The sequence below is a fragment of the Arthrobacter sp. U41 genome, assembly GCF_007679325.1.
Lineage (GTDB): Bacteria > Actinomycetota > Actinomycetes > Actinomycetales > Micrococcaceae > Arthrobacter.
Map to the genome: position 1 here is coordinate 1365281 of NZ_VEGI01000001.1, position 22543 is coordinate 1387823.

Here is a 22543-nt window from a genome sequence, read left to right on the forward strand (position 1 = left end):
GTGAACTCCCAGCCAGAAATGAGGGCGCATTGCACTCCGGCACGCCGGACGTGAGGGAGCGTCTCAGCGGGCGGGGTCGGCGAACACCGCGTGGACGCGGCGCAGGCGGTCCAGCCACCAGCCCCGCCGCTCGGGCGCTGCGGCGTACTCCGCCAGCAAGCCCGGATCGGCGGTGACGTCGCGGAGCCGGATGGCGCCGTCGTCGGGAACCAGGGAATCCCGGGTGACATCGGCGGCGAGCAGGGAGACTGTCCCCAGTCCGCAGGCGTACGGCAGTTCAGGCAGCGCGGCGGCGAGCGCCAACCCCGCGCGGATTCCCACGGACGTGTCCAGCGCCGAGCTGACGACGGCGGGAAGCCCTGCCTGCGCCACGATGTCCAGGGCGCGCCGCACTCCCCCGAGCGGCGCCACTTTGACCACAATCAGGTCCGCGGCGCCGGCGCGGGCCACCTTGAGCGGATCATCCTCCTTGCGCACGCTTTCGTCCGCGGCAATCAGCACCGGGACGCCGGTAGCCCGCAGTCGGCGCCGGACCTCGGCGAGGCCGGCGATGTCCGGTACCGGCTGTTCGGCGTATTCCAGCCCGACGTCGGACAGCCGGGTTATTGCCCCGACGGCGGTGGGGACGTCCCAGCCGCCGTTCGCGTCCACCCGGATGGCGGCGTCCGGCAGCGCGGCGCGGACGGCGGCCACCCGGGCAGCGTCGTCATCCAGGCTCTGCCCGGGCTCGGCCACCTTGATTTTGACGGCGTCCACCCGGCCGAAGCGGGCCAGGATGTCCGGCACCCTGTCCGCGGGGACGGCGGGGACCGTGGCGTTGACCGGGATGCTGGTCCGCAGCGGCTGGGGAAACCCGTGCCAGCCGGCCTCCACCGCAGCGGCCAGCCATCGGGAGGCCTCCACGTCGCCGTACTCCGGGAAGGGGCAGAACTCGCCCCAGCCGAGCGGGCCTTCCAGCAGCAGGGCTTCGCGTTGGAGGATGCCGCGGAACTTCACCCGCATGGGCAGGCTCACCACATGCGCGACGGCGAGGAGCTCGTCAAGGTCGGGGAGCGATCCGGCGGACAACGGGGCATGGTTTCCGGGAGCATCCGGCGACGGCGGGGGCCAGTGGGTGGGCATGGGATTCACTGTACCGGTGGCCCCTCCGTACGCCCCGGCTGCCGGAGTTCCCAGACGTCCGCCGCTGCGCCCTGCGGCAGTTCCAGCTGCCAGTCCTCGCCGGGGCCCCGGTAGGCGCGCAGTGTAGTGGGCACCGAACCGTGGCGGTACACCTCCACGATAGAGGCATCAAGGAAAATCCGGAGCTCGTCACCGCCCGCCACCGCGTCGGCGAAGACGGTTCGCCGCTGCCCCGCGGAGTTGAGGACAAGCCGGAGCGTGCCCTCTCCGCCGCTCACCCGGATCTCCGCTTCAGCCGGCACCGCCAGGGTGCCGGCGGCCCCGCGGTGCAGCCGGGCGCCGCGGTAGGCCCGAAGTTCGGGCGCGGGTTCGACGGCGAGGACGCCGCCGTGGACCGAGAGCTGGCGGGGGAACGTCAGGACCCCGGCCCAGCCGGCGTCGTCGATCTCTTCGGGGCTGCGCCCGGGGTGCCCCTCGCGATCCTCCTGCTCACCGGACCAGCCCCAGAGCAGCGCCCGGTCTTCGAGGGCGAGGATCTGCGGGGCGTAGAACGCCGGTCCCAGATCCGCTTTGCCTCCCGCCGCGGGCGTGAACACCGGCAGCCCGGCGGAGTTCGGTGCCAGCGAGCCGAGGAGGTAGCCGACGCCGTTCGGGTGGCTGTGGTCTGCCGCGAGCCACAACGAGGCCATCAGGAGCCAGGTTTCCGCGCCGGACGAATCCGGGACCCGGACCAACTGCGGGCACTCCCAGATCTCGGCGGGCAAATGCCGGGCGGCGAGGTGGTCCTCCGTGCTGAACCAGATCCCCTCGTATGTCCACTGCCGGAGGTCATCGGCACTGTAGAGCAGCACGGCCGCGTGGCCGGACGACAGGCCGGCGCCCTGGAGGGCGAAGCGGCGGCTCTGGAAGTAGAAGATAAAGGGATCGCGGACGGCGGTGACCTGCGGGTCCGGCGGTATCTCCGCCGCGACGTGGCCCTCCTGCGTCCAGGAGCGGAGCTCAGCATCCGCCCTTGCCAGGACCACGCGCGCGAGGCTTCCCTCGGTGTCCACGCCGGAGTACATGGCGGTGGGGACGCCGTCGTCGTGGGCCACCACACCCGACCAGCAACCCAGCGCGTCAGGTCCGCCGGGTTGGGGCCGGAGCGCCACCGGTTCCTCGTCCCAGCGGACCAGGTCCGGGGAGCTCAAGTGTCCCCAGCAAATGCGCTGCTGCCGTGCCGAATGGGGGTTGTACTGGAAGAACACATGAAAACGGCCGTCCGTATAGCTCAGACCGTTCGGACCGTTGATCCAGCCTTTGGCGGGCCTTGGGTGGAAGTGGGGAAAGGACGGGTCAGGATGCTGCGCCGCGGTGTCCATGGCCAAAACACTACCCGCGCACGGATAGCAGGAGCCCTCAGAAAGTTCGCAGAGTTCTGTGGGAACCTGTTACGGATGAGCTTTCGGCAGGATCACACCAGTATGCAGCCGGCGTCGGAGTACCCGCAGCCGCCGTCCCCGCGCGCCCCGGGGGCGCCTGCAAGCGACGCCGGCCGGCAAGGCAGGGGCACCGGCTTCCTCTTCCTGTTGGCCACCCTCGTCAGCATCGCCGCGCTGGCCGCGACCTACTACTTCTTTGTCCGCACCACGACGGGCCAGTTCATTGACGAATCCGCGCTGGTGGAAGCAGTCGAAATCCACGGCACCGCCGGAAAAGCCGCGAACAAGCTCCTTGACTCGCTGCCGGCGCTGTCCCTGCTGCTCGCCACGGTGGTGGTCCTATTTGTGACCGTCGTGAAGCGGCGCTGGGCGGCGGCGGGGATCGCTGTGGCAGCCTGTGTGGGCGCCAACGTGGCCACCCAAATCCTGAAAGACCTCGTTCCCGTCCGGCCCTACCGCGGGATCGAAACCCTGGAACTGAACTCGCTGCCCTCCGGCCACACCACCCTCGCCGCTTCGGCCGCGGCCGCGGTGTTCCTGATGGTTTCCCCGCGCTGGCGCCCGCTGGCCGGGTTCCTGGGCGGCAGCTTCGCCGTCGCCACCGGCCTGTCCACCCTGATCAACCAGTGGCACCGGCCCGCCGACGTCGTCGCGGCCTTCCTCGTGGTGGCGGTCTTTATGCTCCCGGCAGGCTGGCTGATCATCCGCACGGGACCTCGCTGGAACGTCTGGGACGGCTACGGACGGCACTGGGCCTCCTCCCGCTTGTGGCAGGCAATGCCGCTGCTGGCAGGAGTCTTGGCGGTCGCCGTCGCAGCCTTCGCCCTGCAGGGTGCGACGGCCGGCCAAGGCAGCACCACGCACTATTTCTGGGCCGGGACCTCGCTCATTGTTCTGGCGGGCTACTTCGCCACGGTCGCCGGCGTATGGCTGTTCGGCCATGCGGCACGACGGCGGAACGCACCCCGGCGCTGACCGGCCGTTTACATCCGGCCCGCCGGGGGCCAGAATTAGTCCCGCACAGCCACTGGGTCGGCAGCGCGTTGGCCGATCCGTCCACCCGGTCAGCTGCCACGTCTCGAGGCCCTGCCATGAGCACTGATTCTCCGGTTTCCCGGCGCGCCACCACCCTCGCGTCCGTACCCTCGCAGCAGCGAATCAACACGTTCCTCCGCGACTCCGTCTACGCCCGGCGCCAGCACGTGCCGGGGATCTGCGACCTGGCCCTCGGCAATCCCCACGAGATGCCGCCGTCCGCCTATGTCGAAGCCCTGGCGGACGCGCTGACGCCCCGGAACGAGCGGTGGTTTGCCTACAAGACGAACGAGCCGGAGGCGCAGGCCGCGGCGGCGGCCTCCCTGCAGCGGCTGCTGGGGATGCCCTTCGAACCGGCGGACATCCACCTCACCACGGGCGGCTTCACCGCGATTCCGCTGGCGCTGAAAGCCGTGGCCGACCCCGGTGACGAGGTCATCTTCACCCTGCCGCCCTGGTTCTTCTACGAACCCCTCACAATTGAGGCCGGGCTGGTGCCCGTGAAGATCCGCTGCGACCCCGGGACCTTCGACATCGACCTGGCGGCGCTGGGGGCGGCCATCACGCCGCGCACCCGGGTGGTAATCGTCAACACGCCCAACAACCCGACCGGCCGGATCTACCCGCCCGCGCTCCTGAAGGACCTGGCCGACATGCTGGAGGGCGCTTCGCGGAGCAACGGCCGGCGGGTCTACCTGCTCTCCGACGAACCCTACAACCGGATCGTCTACGACGACGCCCGGTTCCACAGCCCCGCCGAATACTATCCCTACACACTCCTGGCCTACTCCTACGGCAAGACCCACCTGGCGCCCGGGCAGCGGATCGGCTACCTGGCCCTGCCGCCCACCATGCCGGACCGCGGCCCGCTCCGGGAAGCGTTCACCGCCCTGCAGATGGCGATGGGCTGGATCTACCCGAACGCCCTGCTGCAGCACGCACTGCCGCGGCTGGAACAGTTCTCGATCGACGTCGGGCAGCTGGAGCGCAAACGCGACCTGATGGTCGAAGCGCTGACCGGCATGGGCTACCAGGTCACCCGGCCGGAGGGGGCGTTCTACCTCTTCGTCCGCACTCCGGCGGCCGACGACGAGCAGTTCACCACCGCCCTCGCGGACCAGGATGTCTTTGTGCTGCCGGGGACCCTGTTCGAGACCCCGGGCTATTTCCGGATCTCGCTCACCGCCTCGGAAGACATGATCCAGCGCGCCCTGCCGGTCTTCGCCGCGGCGATCCAGCATTCCAGCGGCACCCTCCGTCAGTAGTTGCGGCGGTGCTTGAGCTTAGGGATCGTGACGGCGAAGACCGCGGCCGCGGCGAAGCCGAGCACACCTGTGGCGGCCACTCCGGCTCCGAGCGAAGCCGCGGCGGTCACGGCGGAGAGCAGCACCGGGCCGCCCGTGGCCCCGGCGTCCGCCATGAACCGCCAGATGCCCAGGAACTGGCCCCTGCCGTTGTCGGGTGAGAAGTCGGCTCCCAGCGTCATGTTCAGGCCTGAACTGATGCCGTTGCCGAAGCCGATCAGGAGCGCCGCGAGCAGCAGGCCCACGAAGGCGGTGCTGAGCGGGATCAGCAGCATGGCCGTGCCCATGATGAGGGTGGACGGGATGGCCACCCACAGCCGGCCCTTGCGGTCCATCAGCTTGCCGGCCGGATAGAAGACCAGCATGTCGATGGCGCCGGACAGCCCGTAGATCAGCGACGCCTGCGTCGCGTCCATCCCGAGGTGCTCGGCCCACAGCGGGATGACCACCTGCCGGGACGCACGCAGTGCGCTGAGCAGCAGCACCCCCATGCCCACCGTCAGGAAGACCCCGGCGTGGGAGACCGCGACGCTGCGCAGCGTCGCCTGCTGGACGGGGACGCCGTCGTCCGCCGCGGGTTTGGCAACGAAGTCCGGGATGGTGATCGACAGGACGGCGGCCGCGGCCATGGCGACGACGCCCACCCAGTAGGCGCCGCTGATTCCGGAGAACTGCATCACGGCGGCGCCGATGAACGGTCCGATAAAGATGCCGATCCGATTGACGCCGCCGAGCGTGGACAGCGCCCGGGCCCTGACGATCACCGGTACCGCCTCGGTCAGGTATTTCTGCCGGGCCAGGCTGAAGACGCTTGCGGCCATGCCGACGACCACCATGGCCGCCGCGAGCAGCCAGAGCCCGCCGGGCAGCAGCGGGGACAGCGCCGCGGCGGCGAGGGCTGCGGCGCTCGCAGCCGCGGCTCCCACCATGGCCCAGCGTTCGCCGAACTTCAGGGTGATGAGTGAGGCGGGCAGGTTGAAAAACCAGGAGCCGAGTCCAATGAGAGTGACGATCAGCGCGGCGACGGCCACCGAGGCGCCGAGGCCGCGGGCGGACAGTGCCACCACGGGCAGGATGGCGCCCTCGCCGATGCTGAACAGCAGCGCCGGGCCGAAGGCGGGGACGGCGATGCTGCGGAGGGTGAAGGGGGCGTGGCTGGTGGTGGTCATCCCCTTTATCCTAGGGGCGGGCGGCGCGCCGGGACGGTCAGGCGTCGAAGTGCGTGCGGACTTCCTCAGCAGTGAGGTTCTTGAGGACATCCGCCGCCACGTCCCGAAGCTTCTGGTTCCGGTTGCTGGACACCCGGGTGAGGATGCCCATGGCTTCCTCCTGGGAGCAGCGGTTCTGGGCCATCACCACCCCGCAGGCAAGATCGATCGAGGTGCGGTGTTCCATGGCGGCCTGGAGGTCCTCGGCGCGGGACTGCGCGGTGCCGATCCGGACCGCCAGGCGGAGGGAACGGCCGGCGAGGTCGGCGAAGCCGGAGGCCTCGGCAATGATGTCCTCGGTGAACAGGCCGGTGTCGGAGCCGAAGAAGTTCAGGGCGGCGATGGCGTCCTCGCCGATTTCCAGCGGCACCCCGAGGGTACTGCGGACGCCCTGGGCGGCCAGCTGCATCTGGTACTCCGGCCAGCGCGGGTCGGTGTCGACGTCGGCGAGGAGGACGACGGATCGTGTCCGGAGGGCTACGATGCACGGGCCGTCGCCGAGGTTTTGTTCGATGCGGTCCAGAATGACGGCGCGGGGGCTGCTCCCCGCCACGGTCATGGTTTTTTTCCGGCGCTGCAGCGTGACGCCGCATTCGATCTCGGCGCCGGCGGCGTGGCTGAGTGTGGCCGCGGAGAACTCAGCGAGGCGGCCGAGGAAGTCCTCGACGTTCTCCGTTCCCATCAGGAGGTCCTGCAGTTGCAGGGCGGCTTCGTCCCCGGCGTTATTGGTCATCCCTAAAATGTAGGGCGGACCCCCGCCCGGCACAACTTCACCCCGCGGCGTTACCGGTTCTGCCCGCAACCCTAGTCCCGCGACCCCAGCGCCTACACGTAGCCGTCCACGATCGCGGCGGCGATCTCGCGGTAGGCGCGCCGGGTTTCCGGGCGGAGGACATCGAGGGTGACCAGGTCGCCGTCGGCCACGCCGCGGTCGTGCGGCACGGCGATCAGCTGACGGCAGATGCCGGACAGGTGGTCCTCGATCGCGTCCTTGTCCACGCGTGAGGACACCTCGTCCTTGTCCGTGATGACCACAACGGCGTTCCGGGCGAGTTCCTCGTACCCGTGGCTGGCCAGCCAGTGCAGGGTGCTGCGGGCGCGTTTGGCGCCGCTGACCGCGTAGCCCGCCGCGATGATCAGGTTGTCCGCGGACTGCAGGATGCCCTTCATGGCGTTGTGCGTGACGCCGGTGCCGCAGTCGGTCAGGGCAACCGAATAGTAGCCGGAGATGAGCTTGCGGATCCGCAGGTATTCCTCGGCGGTCAGCGAATCGGAGACCTCGGGATCCTGTTCGCCGGCGATCAGGTGCAGGCGTCCGGCGTGGTGCATGTACCTGGCCAGGGCGGTGAGGGAATCGATGGATTCGATGTTCTTGAGCAGGTCGGTGATGGTGCGGGGACTCTGCTGCTGGTAGATGCCCTCGCCGAGGGCCCGCTCGACGAGGTCGCCGGAATCCGGGTTCGCGTCGATGGCGCACGGCGGGTCGCCGCGGAACTCCGCCAGGGTCAGGCCGACGCCCACCGTCGTGGAGGTCTTGCCGATGCCGCCCTTGAGGCTCAGGACGGCGGTGTTGTAGCTTCCCTGGAGCTGACGGGAGATGCGCCGCGCCAGTTCGTCCTCTTCGCGCTGCCGGGCGCTGGGGCCCAGGTTCAGTCCGCCGCCGGTCAGGGAGTAGAGGGCTCCCCGGAAGCCTCCGACGGGCCGGGGCTTCTGCTCGCGGACGAAGAGACCGGGTGAGCTGATGAAATCGGGGGCCGGGGCGGTGAGGGCTGCGGCCCGGCTGGCGGAGCGGGTGGCCCGCGCCGGCAGGGCAGGGACGGCGGGGGCGCTACCGGGCGCCGCCGGGACTGCTGAACGGCGCGACAGGGGCGCGGCCATCTCGACGGCGGGTGACTCGGTCCCGAAGTCCTCGGGTGCCTCCTCGTCGAACGTCGGCTCGTCCACGTCGGCTGCCGGGCCGGAGCCCGGAGTGGCCGACGCCGGCGGGGCGGCCGGGGGCTGCGGTGCCGCGGGGACCTGCCGGATCAGCGGGACGGCGCCGGTGGCGGCCTTTCGTTCGTCGGCTGCTTCGGCGGCCTCTGCCCAGGAGTTGCGGCGCGGCGGGCGCGACGCCTGGGTGTTGACGGCGTCGGAGGGTGTGATCGGCATGGTTCCTGTCCGGGCGTCGGAGTCCTCGCCCCGGCGGCGGTCACGCCGGCGCCGGAGTTCGGGTTGTTCTGCCTCTGCGGCAGCGTTAGCTGTGTTGTTGTCCACCGGATCGGGCATATTGGTCCCCCCTGGGACTCACAGCGCAGGCGGCTGCGGTGCTCGTTTGATTTGGTCCAAACTGCAATTCTAGGGGCAGCGGTGCTTACCCTTATCACCGGCGCCCCCACGCGGCGGACTCAGTGGTGTGCGCGGGTCTCCTGCAGGCGCTTGATGAACCAGCGGGACTGCTCCGGCCCATAGGGCAGGATCGGGACGGCCTTGGTGGCGTCGTCCGGGGTTTCCCGGGTGGCCTGGGTGGCCTGCCGCACCGCCGTCGACATGGTGTTGGCCATGGTCTTCACGAACTGGTCGCTGCACGGTTCCCCGTGGCCCGGAACCAGGAATTCGTAGCGGTGGCGCAAGGCGGAGACGTGCCGGAGGACGTCCGCCCACTCCTCGGGATAGGAATCCTCAAAGGACGGGTGCGAGCCCTGCTCCACCAGGTCCCCTGCGTAGAGCGTGGTGGCCGTTCCCACGAGGAGGTCGCCGTCGGTGTGTCCGTGGCCGAGGTAGAAGAAGGTGACGGTCTGGCCGCCGAGGTCCACGAGGACCGGCTGGTCTTTCACGATCGCGTTCGGGACCACCAGTTCGGTGTTCTCTCCTTCGCCGGCCGCCATTTCCGGCTCAGAGCCCGCGACGGCGGGGCGCTGGCTGTCGCCGTTTTCGTCAATCTCGGCGGCGCAGTTTTCATGCGCCCAGAACTCGGTCACTCCGGCGTCGGCGAACACCGCGTTGCCGAAGAAGTGGTCGTAGTGGGCGTGGGTGTTGACAACCACCAGCGGCAGCTGCGTCTTTTCCCGCACGGCGTCCAGGATCTCGCGTCCCTGCCGGGGTCCGCTGCCGGTATCGATCACCAGCGCGCGTTCGGAGCCGACAACCAGGCCGGTGTTGAGCAGGGAACCTTGGGTGGTCAGGACGTAGTTGTCCGGGCCAACCTCGAGCCATCGTGACATTAAATCTCCGTATTCCGGCGTTTATCCGGCGTCGTTGGTGCGATGTTTCTGCCCTCGATTGTACCCACCGGAGCTGGCCGGAAGCTGGAACCCGGACGGCGCGGGCGGTCTATCCGCCCGCGCCGTCGGCGCCCGCTACAGGTCCGCGAGCACCGACCCCGGGTTCTCGATCGCGTCGGCCACGTAGCGCAGGAAGCCGCCGGCGGTTCCGCCGTCGCACACACGGTGGTCGAACGTGAGGGTCAGCTCGGTAACCTTGCGTACGGCCAGTTCGCCGTTGACCACCCACGGCTTGTCGATAATGCGCCCCACGCCGAGGATTCCCACCTCGGGGTGGTTGATGATCGCTGCGGAACCGTCCACCCCGAAGACCCCGTAGTTGTTCAGCGTAAACGTGCCGCTGCCCAGTTCCGCGGGGGTCGCCTTGCCGTCGCGCACGACGGCGGTGAGCCGGCGGATCTCGGCGTCCAGTTCGCGGGCGCTGAGTTTGTCCGCGTTGCGCACCGACGGGACCATCAGTCCGCGGTCGGTCTGGGCCGCGAAGCCGAGGTTGACGCCGTCGAATGCCACAATCTCCTGCGACGCTCCGCCGGCGGTGTCCTCGGTGGTCACGATCCGGGTGTTCAGCTCCGGGAACTTCTTCAGCCCGGCGGTAACGAACCGCGCGATGAACGCCAGCAGGCCCGGGGTGTGGTGCGGATCCGCCTTCTTGAGCGCGGCCCGCATGTCCACCAGCGCGGTGGCGTCAACATCCACCCACACCGTGGCTTCCGGGATCTCAGAACGGCTGCGCGTCATGTTCGCCGCCACGGCCTTCCGCACGCCGCGGACGGCGGTCCGCCCGGTGATGCCCAGCCCGGTGCGGGCATCGGTGTCCCCGGCAGCCGACGCCGCAGGAGCCACCGGCGCCTCGGCCGGCGCCGCCGCCTGGCGCTCACCCACCGCGGGCCTGATGACAGCCTCGACGTCGCGCCGCATGATGAGCCCGCTGGCCCCCGAACCTTGGAGTTCCCCCAAATCAACCCCATGGTCCCGCGCCATCCGCCGGACGAGCGGAGAAATAACGGCCCCCAGCTTCCCGGGAACCCGGGTCCGCATCAGCACCAGGTCATCCGCAGCCTTCTCAGCAGCAGACACCTGGGACACCGGCTCAGCCACGGCAGTCCCGCCAGCCCGCTTGGGAGCCCGAGTCCGCCGGGCAACCCCATGCCCGCCAGGAGTCCCATACCCGATCAGCACGTTGCCGGACCCGGCCTTCTCCTCCTCGCGATAGACCTCAGCCGCAACAGCGGCAGCAGGCGAGCCGGCAACAGCGGCCGGCGAGTCAGAAGCGGGCCCGGCCGGCGCGGATGATGCCGCCCCGGGAGTGGCATCGGGCCTGTCGGAGCCGGCAGCATCGTCCGCAGGACGAATGCTGTCCGGCGAAGGGGCGGGGGCGGCATCATCCGCGCCGGCCCCCCGGGCCGCACCAGAGGCAGCACCAACAGGAGTCACAGAGATCAACGGCTTCCCGACGTCGAGCGTCTGCCCGGGCTCGCCGTGCAGCACGGCGACGGTGCCGGCGTACGGGGAGGGCACTTCGACCATGGACTTCGCCGTCTCGACCTCGGCGATCGGCTGGTCCACGCGGATTTCGTCACCCACGGCCACGAGCCAGTTCACGAGCTCGGCTTCGGTGAGGCCTTCGCCGAGGTCCGGGAGGAGGAATACTTTCGGTTCGCTCATGGTCAGTCTTCCCACTGGAGGTCGTCAACGGCGTCGAGGATGCGGTCCACGCCGGGCAGGTAGTAGTGCTCGAGCTTGGGCGCCGGGTACGGGACGTCGAAGCCCGTGACACGGCGGATCGGCGCGGCCAGGTGGTGGAAACAGCGTTCCTGGACCCGCGCGACGATCTCGGAGGCCACGGACGCGAAGCCGTGGGCCTCGGCGATGACCACGGCGCGGCCGGTCTTGCGGACCGAGGCGCAAACCGTCTCGTCGTCGAAGGGCACGATCGAGCGGACGTCGATCACCTCGAGCGAGCGACCCTCCTCGGCGGCCGCCGCGGCGGCGGCGAGCGCCGTCGGGACGGAGGGACCGTAGGCGATCAGCGTCGCGTCGGTGCCGGGGCGGGCGACGGCGGCGCGGCCCTCGGAGGACGTGCCGCGGGCGGTGTTCTCGGCGTGTTCGGCGCGGAGCGCGTCCAGGTCAACCTGGTCCTTGGACCAGTAGAGCTTTTTGGGCTCCATAAACATCACGGGGTCATCGGAGTCGATGGCCTCGCGGAGCATCCGGTAGCCGTCCGCGACGGTGGCCGGGGTGAACACCTTGAGCCCGGCGGTGTGGGCGTAGTAGGCCTCGGAGGAATCGCAGTGGTGCTCCACTCCCCCAATGCCGCCGGCGTAGGGGACCCGGATGACCATGGGCAGTTTGACGGTGCCCTTGGTGCGGTTGTGCATTTTGGCGACGTGGCTGACGATCTGCTCGAAGGCCGGGTAGGCGAAGGCGTCGAACTGCATTTCGATGACCGGGCGCATGCCGTTCATGGCCATGCCGACGGCCATGCCGACGATGCCGGACTCGGCCAGCGGGGTGTCGAAGCAGCGGTCTTTGCCGAAGGTCTTGGTGAGTCCGTCGGTGATCCGGAAGACGCCGCCGAGCATGCCGACGTCCTCCCCGAAGACCAAGACCGAGGGATCCGCGTGCATGGCGTCGGCCATGGCGGTGTTCAGGGCCTTGGCCAGGGTGATGGGCTGCGGGCCGGTCTGTTCGGCCACAACCGCAGCCTTCGCGGCTGCGCGCGCTGTGGCGGCGCTGACGTTACCGTTCGCCTCGGACGAGGTGGTGATGGTGGGGCTCATTTTGCGGCCTCTTCCCGGGAGAGTTCGTCGGCAAGCAAGGCGGACTGTTCCTTTAGCTGGGGCGTGGGGGTGGAGAAGACGTACTTGAAGAGATCCTGCGGTTCCACCGGGACTTCCTCGCTCAGGCCTTCGCGGAGCTGGGTGGCGACGGCTTCCGCCTTCTCGGCGATCCCGGCGGCCCGCTCGTCGTCGAGCAGTCCGCGGTCCGTCAGGTAGGTCTCCATCCGGCTCAGCGGATCCTTGGCCACCCACTGCGCCACCTCACTGTCCTGGCGGTACCGGGTGGCGTCGTCGGCATTGGTGTGGGCCTGCATGCGGTAGGTGTGGGCTTCCACAAGCAGCGGGCCGGAGCCTTCACGGGCGAGCCGTACGGCCCGGCCCAGCACGGCGAGGAGGGCGACCATGTCGTTGCCGTCCACGCGTTCGCCGGCCATGCCGTAGCCCACAGCCTTGTGGGCCAGCGACGGCGCGACGGACTGGTGCGCCAGCGGCACGGAGATCGCGTACTGGTTGTTCTGCACGAAGAACACCACCGGCAGGTGGAAGACCGCCGCAAAGTTCAGTGCCTCGTGGAAGTCGCCTTCGCTCGTGGCGCCGTCACCACACATGGCCAGGACCACGGTGTCCTCGCCGCGCAGCTTGGCCGCGTGGGCTACGCCGACGCCGTGCAGCAGCTGGGTGGTCAGCGGCGTGCACTGGATGCCGACCTTATGCTTGGCGGGGTCGTAGCCGCCGTGCCAGTCGCCGCGGAACAGCGTCATGGTCTGGACGGGATCGACGCCGCGGGCCATCACAGCCACGGAGTCGCGGTAGGTGGGGAACATCCAGTCGCCGTCGGACAGGCACAGGGCGGCGGCGACCTGGCAGGCCTCCTGGCCGTGGCTGGACGGGTAGACGGCCATCCGGCCCTGCCGCACCAGAGCGGAGTTCTGGTCATTGACCCGGCGTCCGACCACCAGCTGCTCGTAGGCGGCCAGCAGTTCCTCGTCGCCGGGGAGGGCGTACTCGTGGCCGGGCTGGGTGCCCTGCTCGGTGTGCGGGTTCAGCGTGCCGTCCGGTCCCACCATCTGGATCTGGTGCCGTGCCGGCAGCATGTAGTCCTCGACAGTGATGCCGAACTTGCGTACCGCCTCGCTGGCGGCGTCTTCCGGCGCTTCTGCGGAGATCGTCATTGGTCCGTCCTTCTGTAGCCACTATTCGCTCCCAGTATGCCGCCGGACGATGTTTCGTATCCAGCTCCAGCGAAAATCGTGGAGAAGTCCAGAAAATTGGCCTATTCTGGAAGACAAATCGTAAGTGTGAGCTGGATTACCAGTGGGAGTTGTGGACAAATGGCAGAGCCCGAGGCGGAGCAGGCGGCGGTTCCGCTGGACGACGTGGACCGGAACATCATTGCGGAGCTCACCAGGGACGGACGGATGTCCGTCACGCAGGTCGCTGAGAATGTCCACATCTCCCGCGCCCATGCCTACACGCGCATCTCCCGGCTGACCGGCGAGGGCGTCCTGACCAAGTTCACGGCGCTGGTGGATCCGATCAAAGCCGGGCTGAAATCCTCCGCCTACGTGACCCTGAAAGTGCGGCAGCATTCCTGGCGGGAGCTCCGGGAACTGCTGCGGGCCATTCCGGAGGTGCACCACATCGCCCTGGTGGGCGGTGACTTCGATGTCATCCTGCTGGTCCGCGCCGTGGACAACGTCGATCTGCGCCGGGTGATCTTCGACCAGCTGCAATCCATGCCCGGGGTGCTGGACACGCAGACGTTCCTGGTCTTCGAGGACCTGGACACGCGCTAGCGGAGCCGTCTACCCCTTGAACACCGGCGTGCGCTTCTCCTGGAACGCGCGGAATCCCTCCGCGTAGTCCTCGGTCTTGCAGAGGCGGGCCTGTTCGGCGTTCTCCTCTTCCATGGACTCCCAGAGGCCCAGCCGCTGGTCCCGGATGTGGGCCACCAGGTCCTTGCTGGCGTTGAACGCGCTCGTGGCGCCCGTGGCTGCCTTGGCCACGATCGCGCGGGTGTTCTCCAGCAGGTCGGCAGCCGGCATGGCCCGGCTGAACATCCCCTGGGCCACCGCTTCCGCGCCGCTCATCAGCTCGGCCGTGTAGATCAGGTCAAGCGTCCGGTGCATGCCGAGCCGCTCGGTGAAGTACCAGTGGCCGCCGGAATCCAGCGTGGCACCCAGGTTGGCGAAGGGGGACCCAAACTTGGCGTTGTCCGCCACGTAGACCACGTCGGTGGCAAGCAGCAGGCCCAGTCCAACCCCCAGGCAGGCGCCCTGTGCCGCCGCGAACGTGGGGGCGGGGAAGGCCGTCATCTTCTTCAGCAGCGGCTGCAGGAGCCCACCCAGGTAGCCCTGGACGTCGTCCGTTTCCGGGGTGACACCGGCGATGTCCCGTCCCGCGCAGAAAGCGCGTCCCTCTCCCCTGAGCAGCAGCGCCCGCACCTCACCGCGCGAGGCGGCGGCAGCGGCGTCGTCGTACGCCCGGGACAAATCCCTGAGCGCCTGCTCGTCCAGGGAGTTGAGCTTGTAGGGGGCGTCCAGGACGATCTCGGCGATGCCGTCGTTGATGGAGAGGGAAATCATGGGGCTCCTCGTTGGAGTGGGGTCGGCGCGGCGGACGGTTTAGACGTCGAAGTCGACGGTGACTTCCGGCGTCGTCGGGTGGGACTGGCAGGTGAGGACGTAACCCTTGTCCAGTTCCTCCTGTTCGAGCGCGTAGTTCTCATCCATCGTGACGGCACCGGTGACCACCTTGGCGCGGCAGGTTCCGCAGACACCGCCGGCACACGCGAACGGTACGTCCGGGCGGACCCGCAGGGCGGCATTAAGGATCGATTCACGCGCGTGCGTGGGGCTGGCCACCTCGCCTTGGAGGCCGTCCAGCTTGAAGGTGATCTTGTACGTGGCCTGGGACTCGTCCACTACCACCGGACGCCCGGCGTTGCCCTCGGGACGGTCCGGCTTGCCGGTGCTGAACAGTTCGAAGCGGATGTGGTCCGGGTTGACGCCGCGCTCGGCCAGGGTGTCCCGGCACAGCTGGACCAGCTCGAACGGGCCGCACAGGAACCACTCGTCGACGTCGTCGGCGTGGATGGCGGTCCCCAGCAGGGCCTGCAGCTTCTCCGCGTCGATCCGGCCGCTCAGCAGCGGGGCGATCCGCTGTTCACGGGACAGGACGTGGTGCAGGGCGAGCCGGGACGGGTACTTGTCCTTCAGGTCGGCGAGCTCCTCGAGGAACATGACGTCCATGGCGGCTTTGTTGGCATAAACCAGGTCGAAACGGGTGTCCGGGTGGGCCGCGAGCAAGGTGCGGGCAATCGCGATCACGGGGGTGATGCCGGAACCGGCGGCGATCGCCACGAAGGAGCCGGGCTCCCCCGCCAGGGCGTTTGCCATCTCGTCCGGGTGGTTCATCGAGTTCATGAGGTTCTGCTCTTTGCCGTCCCGGCCGTGCTTGGACACGAACGCGCCCATCGGACTCATAACGTCCAGGACGTCGCCGGCCTTGAGCTCGGCGTTCGCCCAGGTGGAGAACAGGCCGCCCAGGTCCTTCTTGATCGCGACGCGGATCTCGCTGCTGCCGTCCGCGAAGCTCCGCGGCTCGGCGCAGATCGAGTAGCTGCGCCGGATTTCCTTCGGCTCGCCCGATTCATCCGGCAGCGTGGTGCGCAGGGCGACGTACTGGCCGGGGAGGTAATCGAACTGGCCGGCCAGCTCAGCCGGAACGCCGAAGGTCACCTCGATGGCGTCGTCGGTGAGCCGGCGGACCTCATCGACCGTGAGCGGGTGGAAGGACGCGCGACGGCGGCCGGTGGCTGCAGCCGATTCAGCGGCGGTCTGGCGGACAACAGTCATAGGAGCACCTGTTCCTTACAAAACTTTGAAGTAGTCGAACGGTTCCTTGCAGTCCTGGCAGACGTACAGCGCCTTGCAGGAGGTGGAGCCGAAGCGGGTGAGTTCCTTGGTGTTCAACGATGAACACTGCGGGCATTTGACGGCGAGAGACAGGCGGACCGGCCCGGCGTGCCGCACGGCCGTGGAATGACCGGAGGGCGGGGCGATGCCGTACTCCTGCAGTTTGGCCTTGCCGGCCTCGCTCATCCAGTCCGTGGTCCAGGCCGGGGAAAGGACCATGTCCACCTTGACGCTGGGGTAGCCTTCGCGCTTGAAGGCCGCCGTGAGGTCGTCACGGATGGCGTCCATGGCCGGGCATCCCGAGTAGGTGGGCGTGATGGTGATATTGACTGTGGGGACCATCCCGCCGTCGTCCGCGTTTGGTTCCTTGGTCACCTGGACGTTGCGCAGGATCCCCAGGTCCTCGATGGTGAGCACCGGAATTTCCGGGTCGCAGACCGTGGCGGCGAGGTCCCAGGCCTTCTGCTCGGGAGTCTTCTGCTCTGCAGGCCTGCCCTCGGCGGCCGTGGGGTGGCTGACGTACATTTCCATGGTGGTTACCAGCTGGCTCCTGGGTACTCGCGGGCGAGCACCTGCATTTCCGCGAGGATGTAGCCGAGGTGCTCGGAGTGCAGTCCCTGGCGTCCGCCGCCCGGGGCGGGCTGGACCTTGGGAACGTCCAGTTCCGCTGCCGCGAGGACCTCGCCGGTGAGGCGGTCGAAGTCGGCGCGGAGGCTGGACGGTTCGACGGCGGCGCCGCTCGCGCTGAGCCGGGCGGTGAGTTCGTCGTCGCGGAACAGCTCGTCCACGTACGGCCAGATGACCTTGAAGCCGTGGATCATCCGCTCACGGGACTCGTCCGTGCCCAGGGCCAGGCGCAGCACCCACTGGGCGCTGTGGTCGCGGTGGTAGTCCACCTCTTTGACGGCCTTGGCGGCGATGCCGGCCAGGGTGGCGTCGGTGGACTGCGTCAGCCGGCGGTAGAGCTCGAACTGGTAGTAGCTGACCACGAACTGGCGGGCGATGGTGACGGCAAAGTCGCCGTTCGGCTGCTCGAAGATCGCCGCGGAACGGAATTCGTGCTCGCGACGGAAGTAGGCGAGGTCGTCCTCGCTCTTCGCGGTTCCGTCTTCCCCGAGCGCCCCGCCGGCGTAGCTCAGGAACGAGCGGGCATGGCCCAGCTGGTCCAGGGCGATGTTGCCCAGGGCGATGTCTTCTTCGAGCTCCGGGGCACGGGAGATCCAGTGGCCCAGGCGCTGCGCGAGGATCAGGGCGTCGTCGCCCAGGCGCAGGGCGAACTCGGCCACGTCCGCGTCCGGCTTCGCGGTGCCGCGGCTGACGGCCAGCGCGATGTCCTCCGGACGGAGGGCGTTGCCGGGGGTGATGCGGGTGGCGCTGGCCGTGGCCTCGCCGCTGCCGCTGGCTCCCTTGACGCCGACGTTGAGGTCGCCGTGGCCGGACGTTTCTGCTGCAGTTTCGGGTGAGGTGCTCACAGGTGCTTCACGCCCTCGCTCTTGGTGTAGTACGTCGCGTGGCGGTAGTCCTTGCCCTGGGGCGATTCGAAGAACGAACCCTTGGCGTCCGGGTCGCTCGAGGCGATGGCGTCGGCCGGGACCACCCAGATGGACACACCTTCGTTGCGGCGGGTGTAGAGGTCGCGGGCGTTGCGCAGGGCCATGGCGGCGTCCGGCGCGTGCAGGGAGCCGGCGTGGACGTGGGACAGGCCGCGGCTGGAGCGGACAAACACTTCCCAGATGGGCCAGACGTTACCTGCATGCGGTTCGGGGGTGGTCATGCTGCGGATTCCTTCTCTGCTTGCTTGCGGCTCTGCTTGGCCGCGTAGGCGGCGGCGGCCTCGCGCACCCAGGCGCCGTTGTGGTGGGCTTCGCGGCGCCGTTCCAGGCGCTGGGCGTTGCAGGGGCCGCGGCCGGCGAGGACTTCGTGGAATTCATGCCAGTCCAGCGGGCCGTGCTCCCACTTCTTGGTTTCCTCGTTGAAACGGATGTCCTTGTCCGGGAGGGTGAGTTCCAGGACCTTGACCTGTTCCATCATCATTCCGACGAAGCGGTTGCGCAGTTCGTCGTTGCTGAAGCGCTTGATGTTCCAGGCCATGGACTGCTTGGAGTTGGGTGAGTCGTCGTCCGGCGGGCCGAACATCATCAGGGCGGGGGCGTACCAGCGGTTCACCGCGTCCTGGGCCATCTGCTTCTGCTCCGGGGTGCCGTGGGAAAGTTCCAGCAGGATTTCGAAGCCCTGGCGCTGGTGGAAGGATTCTTCCTTGCAGACCCGGACCATGGCGCGGCCGTAGGGGCCGAAGGAGGCGCGGCACAGCGGCACCTGGTTGGCGATAGCGGCGCCGTCCACCATCCAGCCGATGGCGCCCATGTCCGCCCAGGTGCGGGCGGGGTAGTTGAAGATGGAGGAGTACTTGGCCTTGCCGTCCATCAGGTCCTGCATCATCTGGTCACGCGGCTGGCCGAGGGTCTCGGCGGCGGAGTACAGGTACAGGCCGTGGCCGGCCTCGTCTTGGACCTTGGCCATCAGGATGGCCTTGCGCTTGAGGCTGGGGGCGCGGGAGATCCAGTTGGCTTCCGGCTGCATGCCGATGATCTCCGAGTGCGCGTGCTGCGAGATCTGGCGCAGGAGGGTCTTGCGGTACGCCGGAGGCATCCAGTCGCGCGGTTCGATCCGCGAGTCGTCCGCCATGACTTTGTCGAAGTAGGCCTGGCCTTCAGCGTCGCGCCGGGCCACATCTTCGGGGCTCTGTTCGTGCCGTGCCGATGTTGGTTCTCCGGGCACTGACTGCAGGGTCTGCGATGCCATGGTTGCTCCTATGCATTTCCGATAAATAATTACCGACCGTTCGTTCAGGATATGCGGAAGGCGGGAGATGCGTCAAGCACCGGGCGCCTCCCCCGACCCAGATGACAACGGCCGGCCATCACGACTGTCACCTACCCGTTACCGAGGTTTCTGCCCCTTTGGCTGGCCCCGGTGGTAACGTCCGGCCATGGGAACGTCGCCGGATCCTGAGGAAGCAGCGCCGGGCCCAGCCACGGCACCTGGCGGAATGCACCGCCGTCGGGCAGTTGTCCGCGCCGTCATTGCCGGGCTGGTGGTGCTTGCCGTCGCCGCCGCCGCGTTCCTGCTGAACCGGCCTCGGGCCCAAACCGCGGCCCCGGTGGAGACGTCCGCCCCGGCACCGGCGGTGACCCCCAAGCCCACGCCCACCCCGACGCCGGATCCGCCTCCCGTCGCGCTGAACATTCTCCTGATCGGCAGCGACAGCCGCGTGAACGCCCGGGCCGCGGCGGCAACCGGCAAGGCCTCCGACCAGCGCGCGGACGCCCTCGTTTTCATCCATCTCCCGGCAGACCGCCGGAGTGCCTACGGCATCTCCATCATGCGTGACCTGTGGGTGGACATCCCCGGCTACCGCTCGGCCAAGATTAACGCCGCCCTCGAACTGGGCGGGGTGCCCCTGATGACACGGACCGTGGAGGCCCTGCTGGGCCAGCGCATCAACCACACCGTGATGCTGGACTTCCAGGGCTTCGCCGCCATGACCGACGCCCTCGGCGGCGTCAACGTCACCATCAAGGAGCCCTTCACCGGCACCATCGACAACTTCATCCATTTTCCGCGGGGTGTGAACAGGCTTAACGGGGAAAAGGCGCTGGCCTTCGTCCGGGAGCGCCATGCCTTCGTCGACGGCGATTTCCAGCGGGTGCGGAACCAGCAGACGTTCCTCAAGGCCGTGATGGCCAAGATGGCGGCCGAAGGCGGGCTGAAAAACCGGGACACCGTGAAGAAGCTGGTGGCGAAAGTCCTTCCGCACGTCACGGTGAATCCGGGACTCACTGTGCTGACGCTGGAACGCCTCGCCTACAGCCTGCGCAACACGGCCCCGGGCAACGGCGTGTTCTTCACGCTCCCCACCGGCGGCTTCGGGACCAGCTTTGACGGCCAATCCATCATCCAGCAGGACCCTGCGGCCACGGCCGCCGTCTCCGCCGCGCTGGCTTCCGGCACCCTGGGAAAGTACGTCGCCGCCAACAAGCTGCAGAACGGCAACTGAGTCCCGGCAAGAGTTGTGGCAAGGGCCGGGCCGGGCCGCGCCGGCCCGGCGGGCGGCGCGCGCCCCTTGCCCTGGCGGTAGATTGGAGAAATGACCCAGACTCCCGCGCAGCTGCTCCCCCAGCCCCCTGTTGCCAAGAAAATCCCCGCCCTCCGCACGCACCACGGTGATGCCTTCGAGGACAACTACGAGTGGCTGCGGAACAAGGAGTCCGCGGAGGTCGTGGAACTGCTCAAGGCGGAGAACGCCTACCAGGAGGCAGTGACCGCCCATCAGGGGCCGCTGCGCGAGGCCATCTTCCAGGAGATCAAGGGCCGCACCCAGGAGACGGACCTCTCTGTGCCCAACCGCAAGGACGGCTGGTGGTACTACACCCGCTCGGTGGAAGGACAGGAGTACGGCATCCAGTGCCGCGTCCGGGCCGACGACACCGGGGACCGCGTCGCCGACTGGACTCCCCCCGCCGTCGAGGTCGGCGTCGAGATTCCGGGCGAGGAGATCCTGCTGGACGGCAACGTCGAGGCGGCCGGCAAGCCGTTCTTCGCCGTCGGCGGTGCCGCCGTGACCGTCGACGGGAACCTCTACGCCTATGCCGTGGACAACGCCGGGGACGAGCGGTTCACGCTGCACATCAAAGACCTGCGGACCGGAGACGTCCTCCCGGACGTGATCGAGAACGTCTTCTACGGCATCTCCTTCTCCCCCGACGGCAGCCGGATCTTCTACACCGTGGTGGACGATTCCTGGCGGCCGTACCAGGTGAAGTCCCACGTGCTCGGCACACCTGTCAGCGAGGACGAGGTCGTCTACCAGGAGGACGACGTCGCCATGTGGCTGGGCTTCGAGCTCTCCGCAGACCGGCGCCACCTTGTCCTGAGCATCGGCTGCTCGGAGTTCAGCGAGACCCGGCTGCTGCGCTTCGACGCGCTGGACGCCGGGCTCAGCACCGTCATCCCCCGCGAGGAACGCATCCTCTACGAGGCGGAGCCGTTCCTGCTGACAGACGCCGCGGGCACCCAGTCCGAGGCCATCCTGGTGACCCACAACAAGGACGCCATCAATTCCATGGTCTCGCTTATGGACCCGGCCGAGCTCGCGAAGCCGCTCGCCGAGCAGCACTGGACCACCGTCGTCGAGCACTCCGACCAGGTCCGCGTTAATGGCGCGGGCGTCACCTCGACACACCTGGTGGTGTCCGTCCGCAAGGACACAATCGAGCGCGTCCAGGTCTTGCCGCTGGCCGGGCTGGGGACGCCGGAACAGGGCGCGCCTGTGGAGCCTGCCTTCGAAGAGGAGCTCTACACCGCAGGCGTGGCCGGTTCCGACTACGAGGCTCCCGTGATCCGGATGGGCTACACCTCCTACTTCACGCCGTCGCGGGTCTACGACTTTGTCCTTCCCACCCCGGAACAGCCCGCCGGCGAGCTGCTCCTGCGCAAGGAAAGCCCGGTGCTGGGCGGCTACTCCGCGGCAGACTACGTGGCCACCCGCGAATGGGCGGTCGCTGCAGACGGGACCCGGATCCCGCTCTCGGTGCTGCGCCACGCCTCGGTGGCCCGCGACTCGACGGCGGCCGGCCTGGTGTACGGCTACGGTTCCTACGAGATGAGCATGGATCCGTCCTTCGGCATCCCGCGGCTGTCCCTGCTGGACCGGGGCATCGTGTTTGTGATCGCCCACATCCGCGGCGGCGGCGAACTGGGCCGGCACTGGTACGACACCGGCAAGAAGCTGCAGAAGAAGAACACCTTCACGGACTTCATCGCGGCCACCGACTGGCTGGCGCAGTCAGGCTGGGTGGACCCGGCACGGATCGCCGCCATGGGCGGCTCGGCCGGCGGACTCCTGATGGGCGCTGTCGCCAACCTGGCGCCGGAGAAGTACGCTGCCATCGTGGCCGCCGTACCGTTCGTGGACGCCCTGACCACTATCCTCGATCCCGAACTGCCGCTCTCCGCGCTGGAATGGGAGGAATGGGGAAACCCGATCACCGACCGCGAGGTCTACGAGTACATGAAGTCCTACACGCCGTACGAGAACGTCCGCGCCGCGGCGTACCCCAAGATCGCGGCGGTCACGTCGTTCAATGACACCCGGGTGCTGTACGTGGAGCCCGCTAAGTGGGTGCAGCGGCTGCGCGAACTCAATACTGGCAGCGAGCCGATCGTGATGAAGATCGAGATGGAGGGCGGCCACGGCGGCGCCTCGGGCCGGTACGTGCAGTGGAAGGAACGGGCCTGGGACTACGCGTTCGTCGCCGATTCCCTCGGCGCCACGGAGCTGCTGCCGGGGGCCGGGCTGAAATAAATGGTCGTTGCTCCGTAACTGCCCCTTATGAACCGCCAGAAGGGCAGTTACGGAGCAATCGCCGGTCAAGATGGTGTCAGATCGCGTCCACCGGACAGGCCATCGGCGGCTCGGTCCCGGATTTTCCGGGAG

Annotated in this window: 20 protein-coding genes; 5 read left to right on the forward strand and 15 right to left on the reverse strand. The window is 68.5% G+C overall.

Annotated elements, in window-relative coordinates; translation table 11 throughout:
• Positions 1–63: 63 nt before the first annotated feature.
• Together FS787_RS06290 and FS787_RS06295 are read right to left on the reverse strand one after the other, a co-directional pair.
• Positions 64–1122: an o-succinylbenzoate synthase gene (locus FS787_RS06290; protein WP_144671356.1), complete on the reverse strand. Its 1059-nt coding sequence runs from the start codon at positions 1120–1122 to the stop codon at positions 64–66.
• Between the two features lie 5 nt (positions 1123–1127).
• Complete coding sequence (locus FS787_RS06295; RefSeq protein ID WP_144671357.1) at positions 1128–2483, reverse strand: glycoside hydrolase family 32 protein; 1356 nt, start codon at positions 2481–2483, stop codon at positions 1128–1130.
• Between the two features lie 75 nt (positions 2484–2558).
• On the opposite strand from FS787_RS06295, the gene FS787_RS06300 reads away from it, so the two are divergent.
• Positions 2559–3518 carry a phosphatase PAP2 family protein gene (locus FS787_RS06300; RefSeq protein ID WP_144671358.1) on the forward strand — a complete coding sequence of 320 codons (960 nt, stop codon included), beginning with the start codon at positions 2559–2561 and terminating at the stop codon, positions 3516–3518.
• Between the two features lie 116 nt (positions 3519–3634).
• Positions 3635–4843 (forward strand): aminotransferase class I/II-fold pyridoxal phosphate-dependent enzyme, encoded by a 1209-nt coding sequence (locus FS787_RS06305; protein WP_144671359.1) that lies wholly within the window; start codon positions 3635–3637, stop codon positions 4841–4843.
• Here the strand turns inward: FS787_RS06305 and FS787_RS06310 are convergent.
• From FS787_RS06310 to pdhA, 7 genes are all read right to left on the reverse strand, one after another.
• Positions 4837–6051 carry an MFS transporter gene (locus tag FS787_RS06310; RefSeq protein ID WP_144671360.1) on the reverse strand — a complete coding sequence of 405 codons (1215 nt, stop codon included), beginning with the start codon at positions 6049–6051 and terminating at the stop codon, positions 4837–4839. The genes FS787_RS06305 and FS787_RS06310 overlap by 7 nt on opposite strands.
• 37 nt (positions 6052–6088) lie before the next feature.
• Positions 6089–6823: a GAF and ANTAR domain-containing protein gene (locus tag FS787_RS06315; protein WP_144671361.1), complete on the reverse strand. Its 735-nt coding sequence runs from the start codon at positions 6821–6823 to the stop codon at positions 6089–6091.
• Between the two features lie 92 nt (positions 6824–6915).
• Positions 6916–8238 (reverse strand): MinD/ParA family protein, encoded by a 1323-nt coding sequence (locus FS787_RS06320; protein WP_395940317.1) that lies wholly within the window; start codon positions 8236–8238, stop codon positions 6916–6918.
• Between the two features lie 236 nt (positions 8239–8474).
• The gene (locus FS787_RS06325; RefSeq protein WP_144671363.1) at positions 8475–9290 is read right to left on the reverse strand and encodes an MBL fold metallo-hydrolase; all 816 of its coding nucleotides are present in this window, start codon (positions 9288–9290) and stop codon (positions 8475–8477) included.
• 135 nt (positions 9291–9425) lie between these two features.
• Positions 9426–11015, reverse strand: coding sequence for a dihydrolipoamide acetyltransferase family protein (locus tag FS787_RS06330; protein ID WP_144671364.1), 1590 nt, complete (start codon positions 11013–11015; stop codon positions 9426–9428).
• A 2-nt stretch (positions 11016–11017) separates the two neighbouring features.
• On the reverse strand, positions 11018–12130 hold the full coding sequence (locus FS787_RS06335) for an alpha-ketoacid dehydrogenase subunit beta (RefSeq protein WP_144671365.1): 1113 nt from the start codon (positions 12128–12130) through the stop codon (positions 11018–11020).
• Entirely contained in the window at positions 12127–13302 is a 1176-nt protein-coding gene (pdhA, locus tag FS787_RS06340; RefSeq protein WP_144671366.1) for a pyruvate dehydrogenase (acetyl-transferring) E1 component subunit alpha, read from the reverse strand. The genes FS787_RS06335 and pdhA overlap by 4 nt, the downstream gene beginning before the upstream one ends.
• Positions 13303–13461: 159 nt before the next feature.
• Here pdhA and FS787_RS06345 point away from each other — a divergent pair, with 159 nt between their 5' ends.
• The gene (locus FS787_RS06345) at positions 13462–13926 is read left to right on the forward strand and encodes an Lrp/AsnC family transcriptional regulator (protein WP_144671367.1); all 465 of its coding nucleotides are present in this window, start codon (positions 13462–13464) and stop codon (positions 13924–13926) included.
• A gap of 9 nt (positions 13927–13935) precedes the next feature.
• Here the strand turns inward: FS787_RS06345 and FS787_RS06350 are convergent, their stop codons facing one another.
• The 6 genes from FS787_RS06350 to paaA are packed head-to-tail and all read right to left on the reverse strand — an operon-like array spanning position 13936 to position 18849.
• On the reverse strand, positions 13936–14715 hold the full coding sequence (locus FS787_RS06350; protein WP_144671368.1) for an enoyl-CoA hydratase/isomerase family protein: 780 nt from the start codon (positions 14713–14715) through the stop codon (positions 13936–13938).
• Between the two features lie 39 nt (positions 14716–14754).
• Positions 14755–15987 carry a 1,2-phenylacetyl-CoA epoxidase subunit PaaE gene (gene paaE, locus FS787_RS06355; protein WP_144671369.1) on the reverse strand — a complete coding sequence of 411 codons (1233 nt, stop codon included), beginning with the start codon at positions 15985–15987 and terminating at the stop codon, positions 14755–14757.
• Positions 15988–16002: 15 nt separating this feature from the next.
• Complete coding sequence (gene paaD, locus FS787_RS06360) at positions 16003–16572, reverse strand: 1,2-phenylacetyl-CoA epoxidase subunit PaaD (RefSeq protein WP_144672012.1); 570 nt, start codon at positions 16570–16572, stop codon at positions 16003–16005.
• Positions 16573–16583: 11 nt separating this feature from the next.
• Complete coding sequence (gene paaC / locus FS787_RS06365) at positions 16584–17519, reverse strand: 1,2-phenylacetyl-CoA epoxidase subunit PaaC (protein WP_144671370.1); 936 nt, start codon at positions 17517–17519, stop codon at positions 16584–16586.
• A complete protein-coding gene (paaB, locus tag FS787_RS06370) occupies positions 17516–17821 on the reverse strand; it encodes a 1,2-phenylacetyl-CoA epoxidase subunit PaaB (RefSeq protein WP_024367847.1) in 306 nt (101 codons plus the stop codon). The genes paaC and paaB overlap by 4 nt, the downstream gene beginning before the upstream one ends.
• Complete coding sequence (gene paaA / locus FS787_RS06375) at positions 17818–18849, reverse strand: 1,2-phenylacetyl-CoA epoxidase subunit PaaA (protein ID WP_144671371.1); 1032 nt, start codon at positions 18847–18849, stop codon at positions 17818–17820. The genes paaB and paaA overlap by 4 nt, the downstream gene beginning before the upstream one ends.
• 187 nt (positions 18850–19036) lie before the next feature.
• Between paaA and FS787_RS06380 the strand changes: the two genes are divergently transcribed.
• On the forward strand, positions 19037–20104 hold the full coding sequence (locus FS787_RS06380) for an LCP family protein (protein ID WP_260982420.1): 1068 nt from the start codon (positions 19037–19039) through the stop codon (positions 20102–20104).
• Between the two features lie 90 nt (positions 20105–20194).
• Positions 20195–22411 (forward strand): S9 family peptidase, encoded by a 2217-nt coding sequence (locus tag FS787_RS06385; protein WP_144671372.1) that lies wholly within the window; start codon positions 20195–20197, stop codon positions 22409–22411.
• Positions 22412–22543 lie beyond the last annotated feature (132 nt).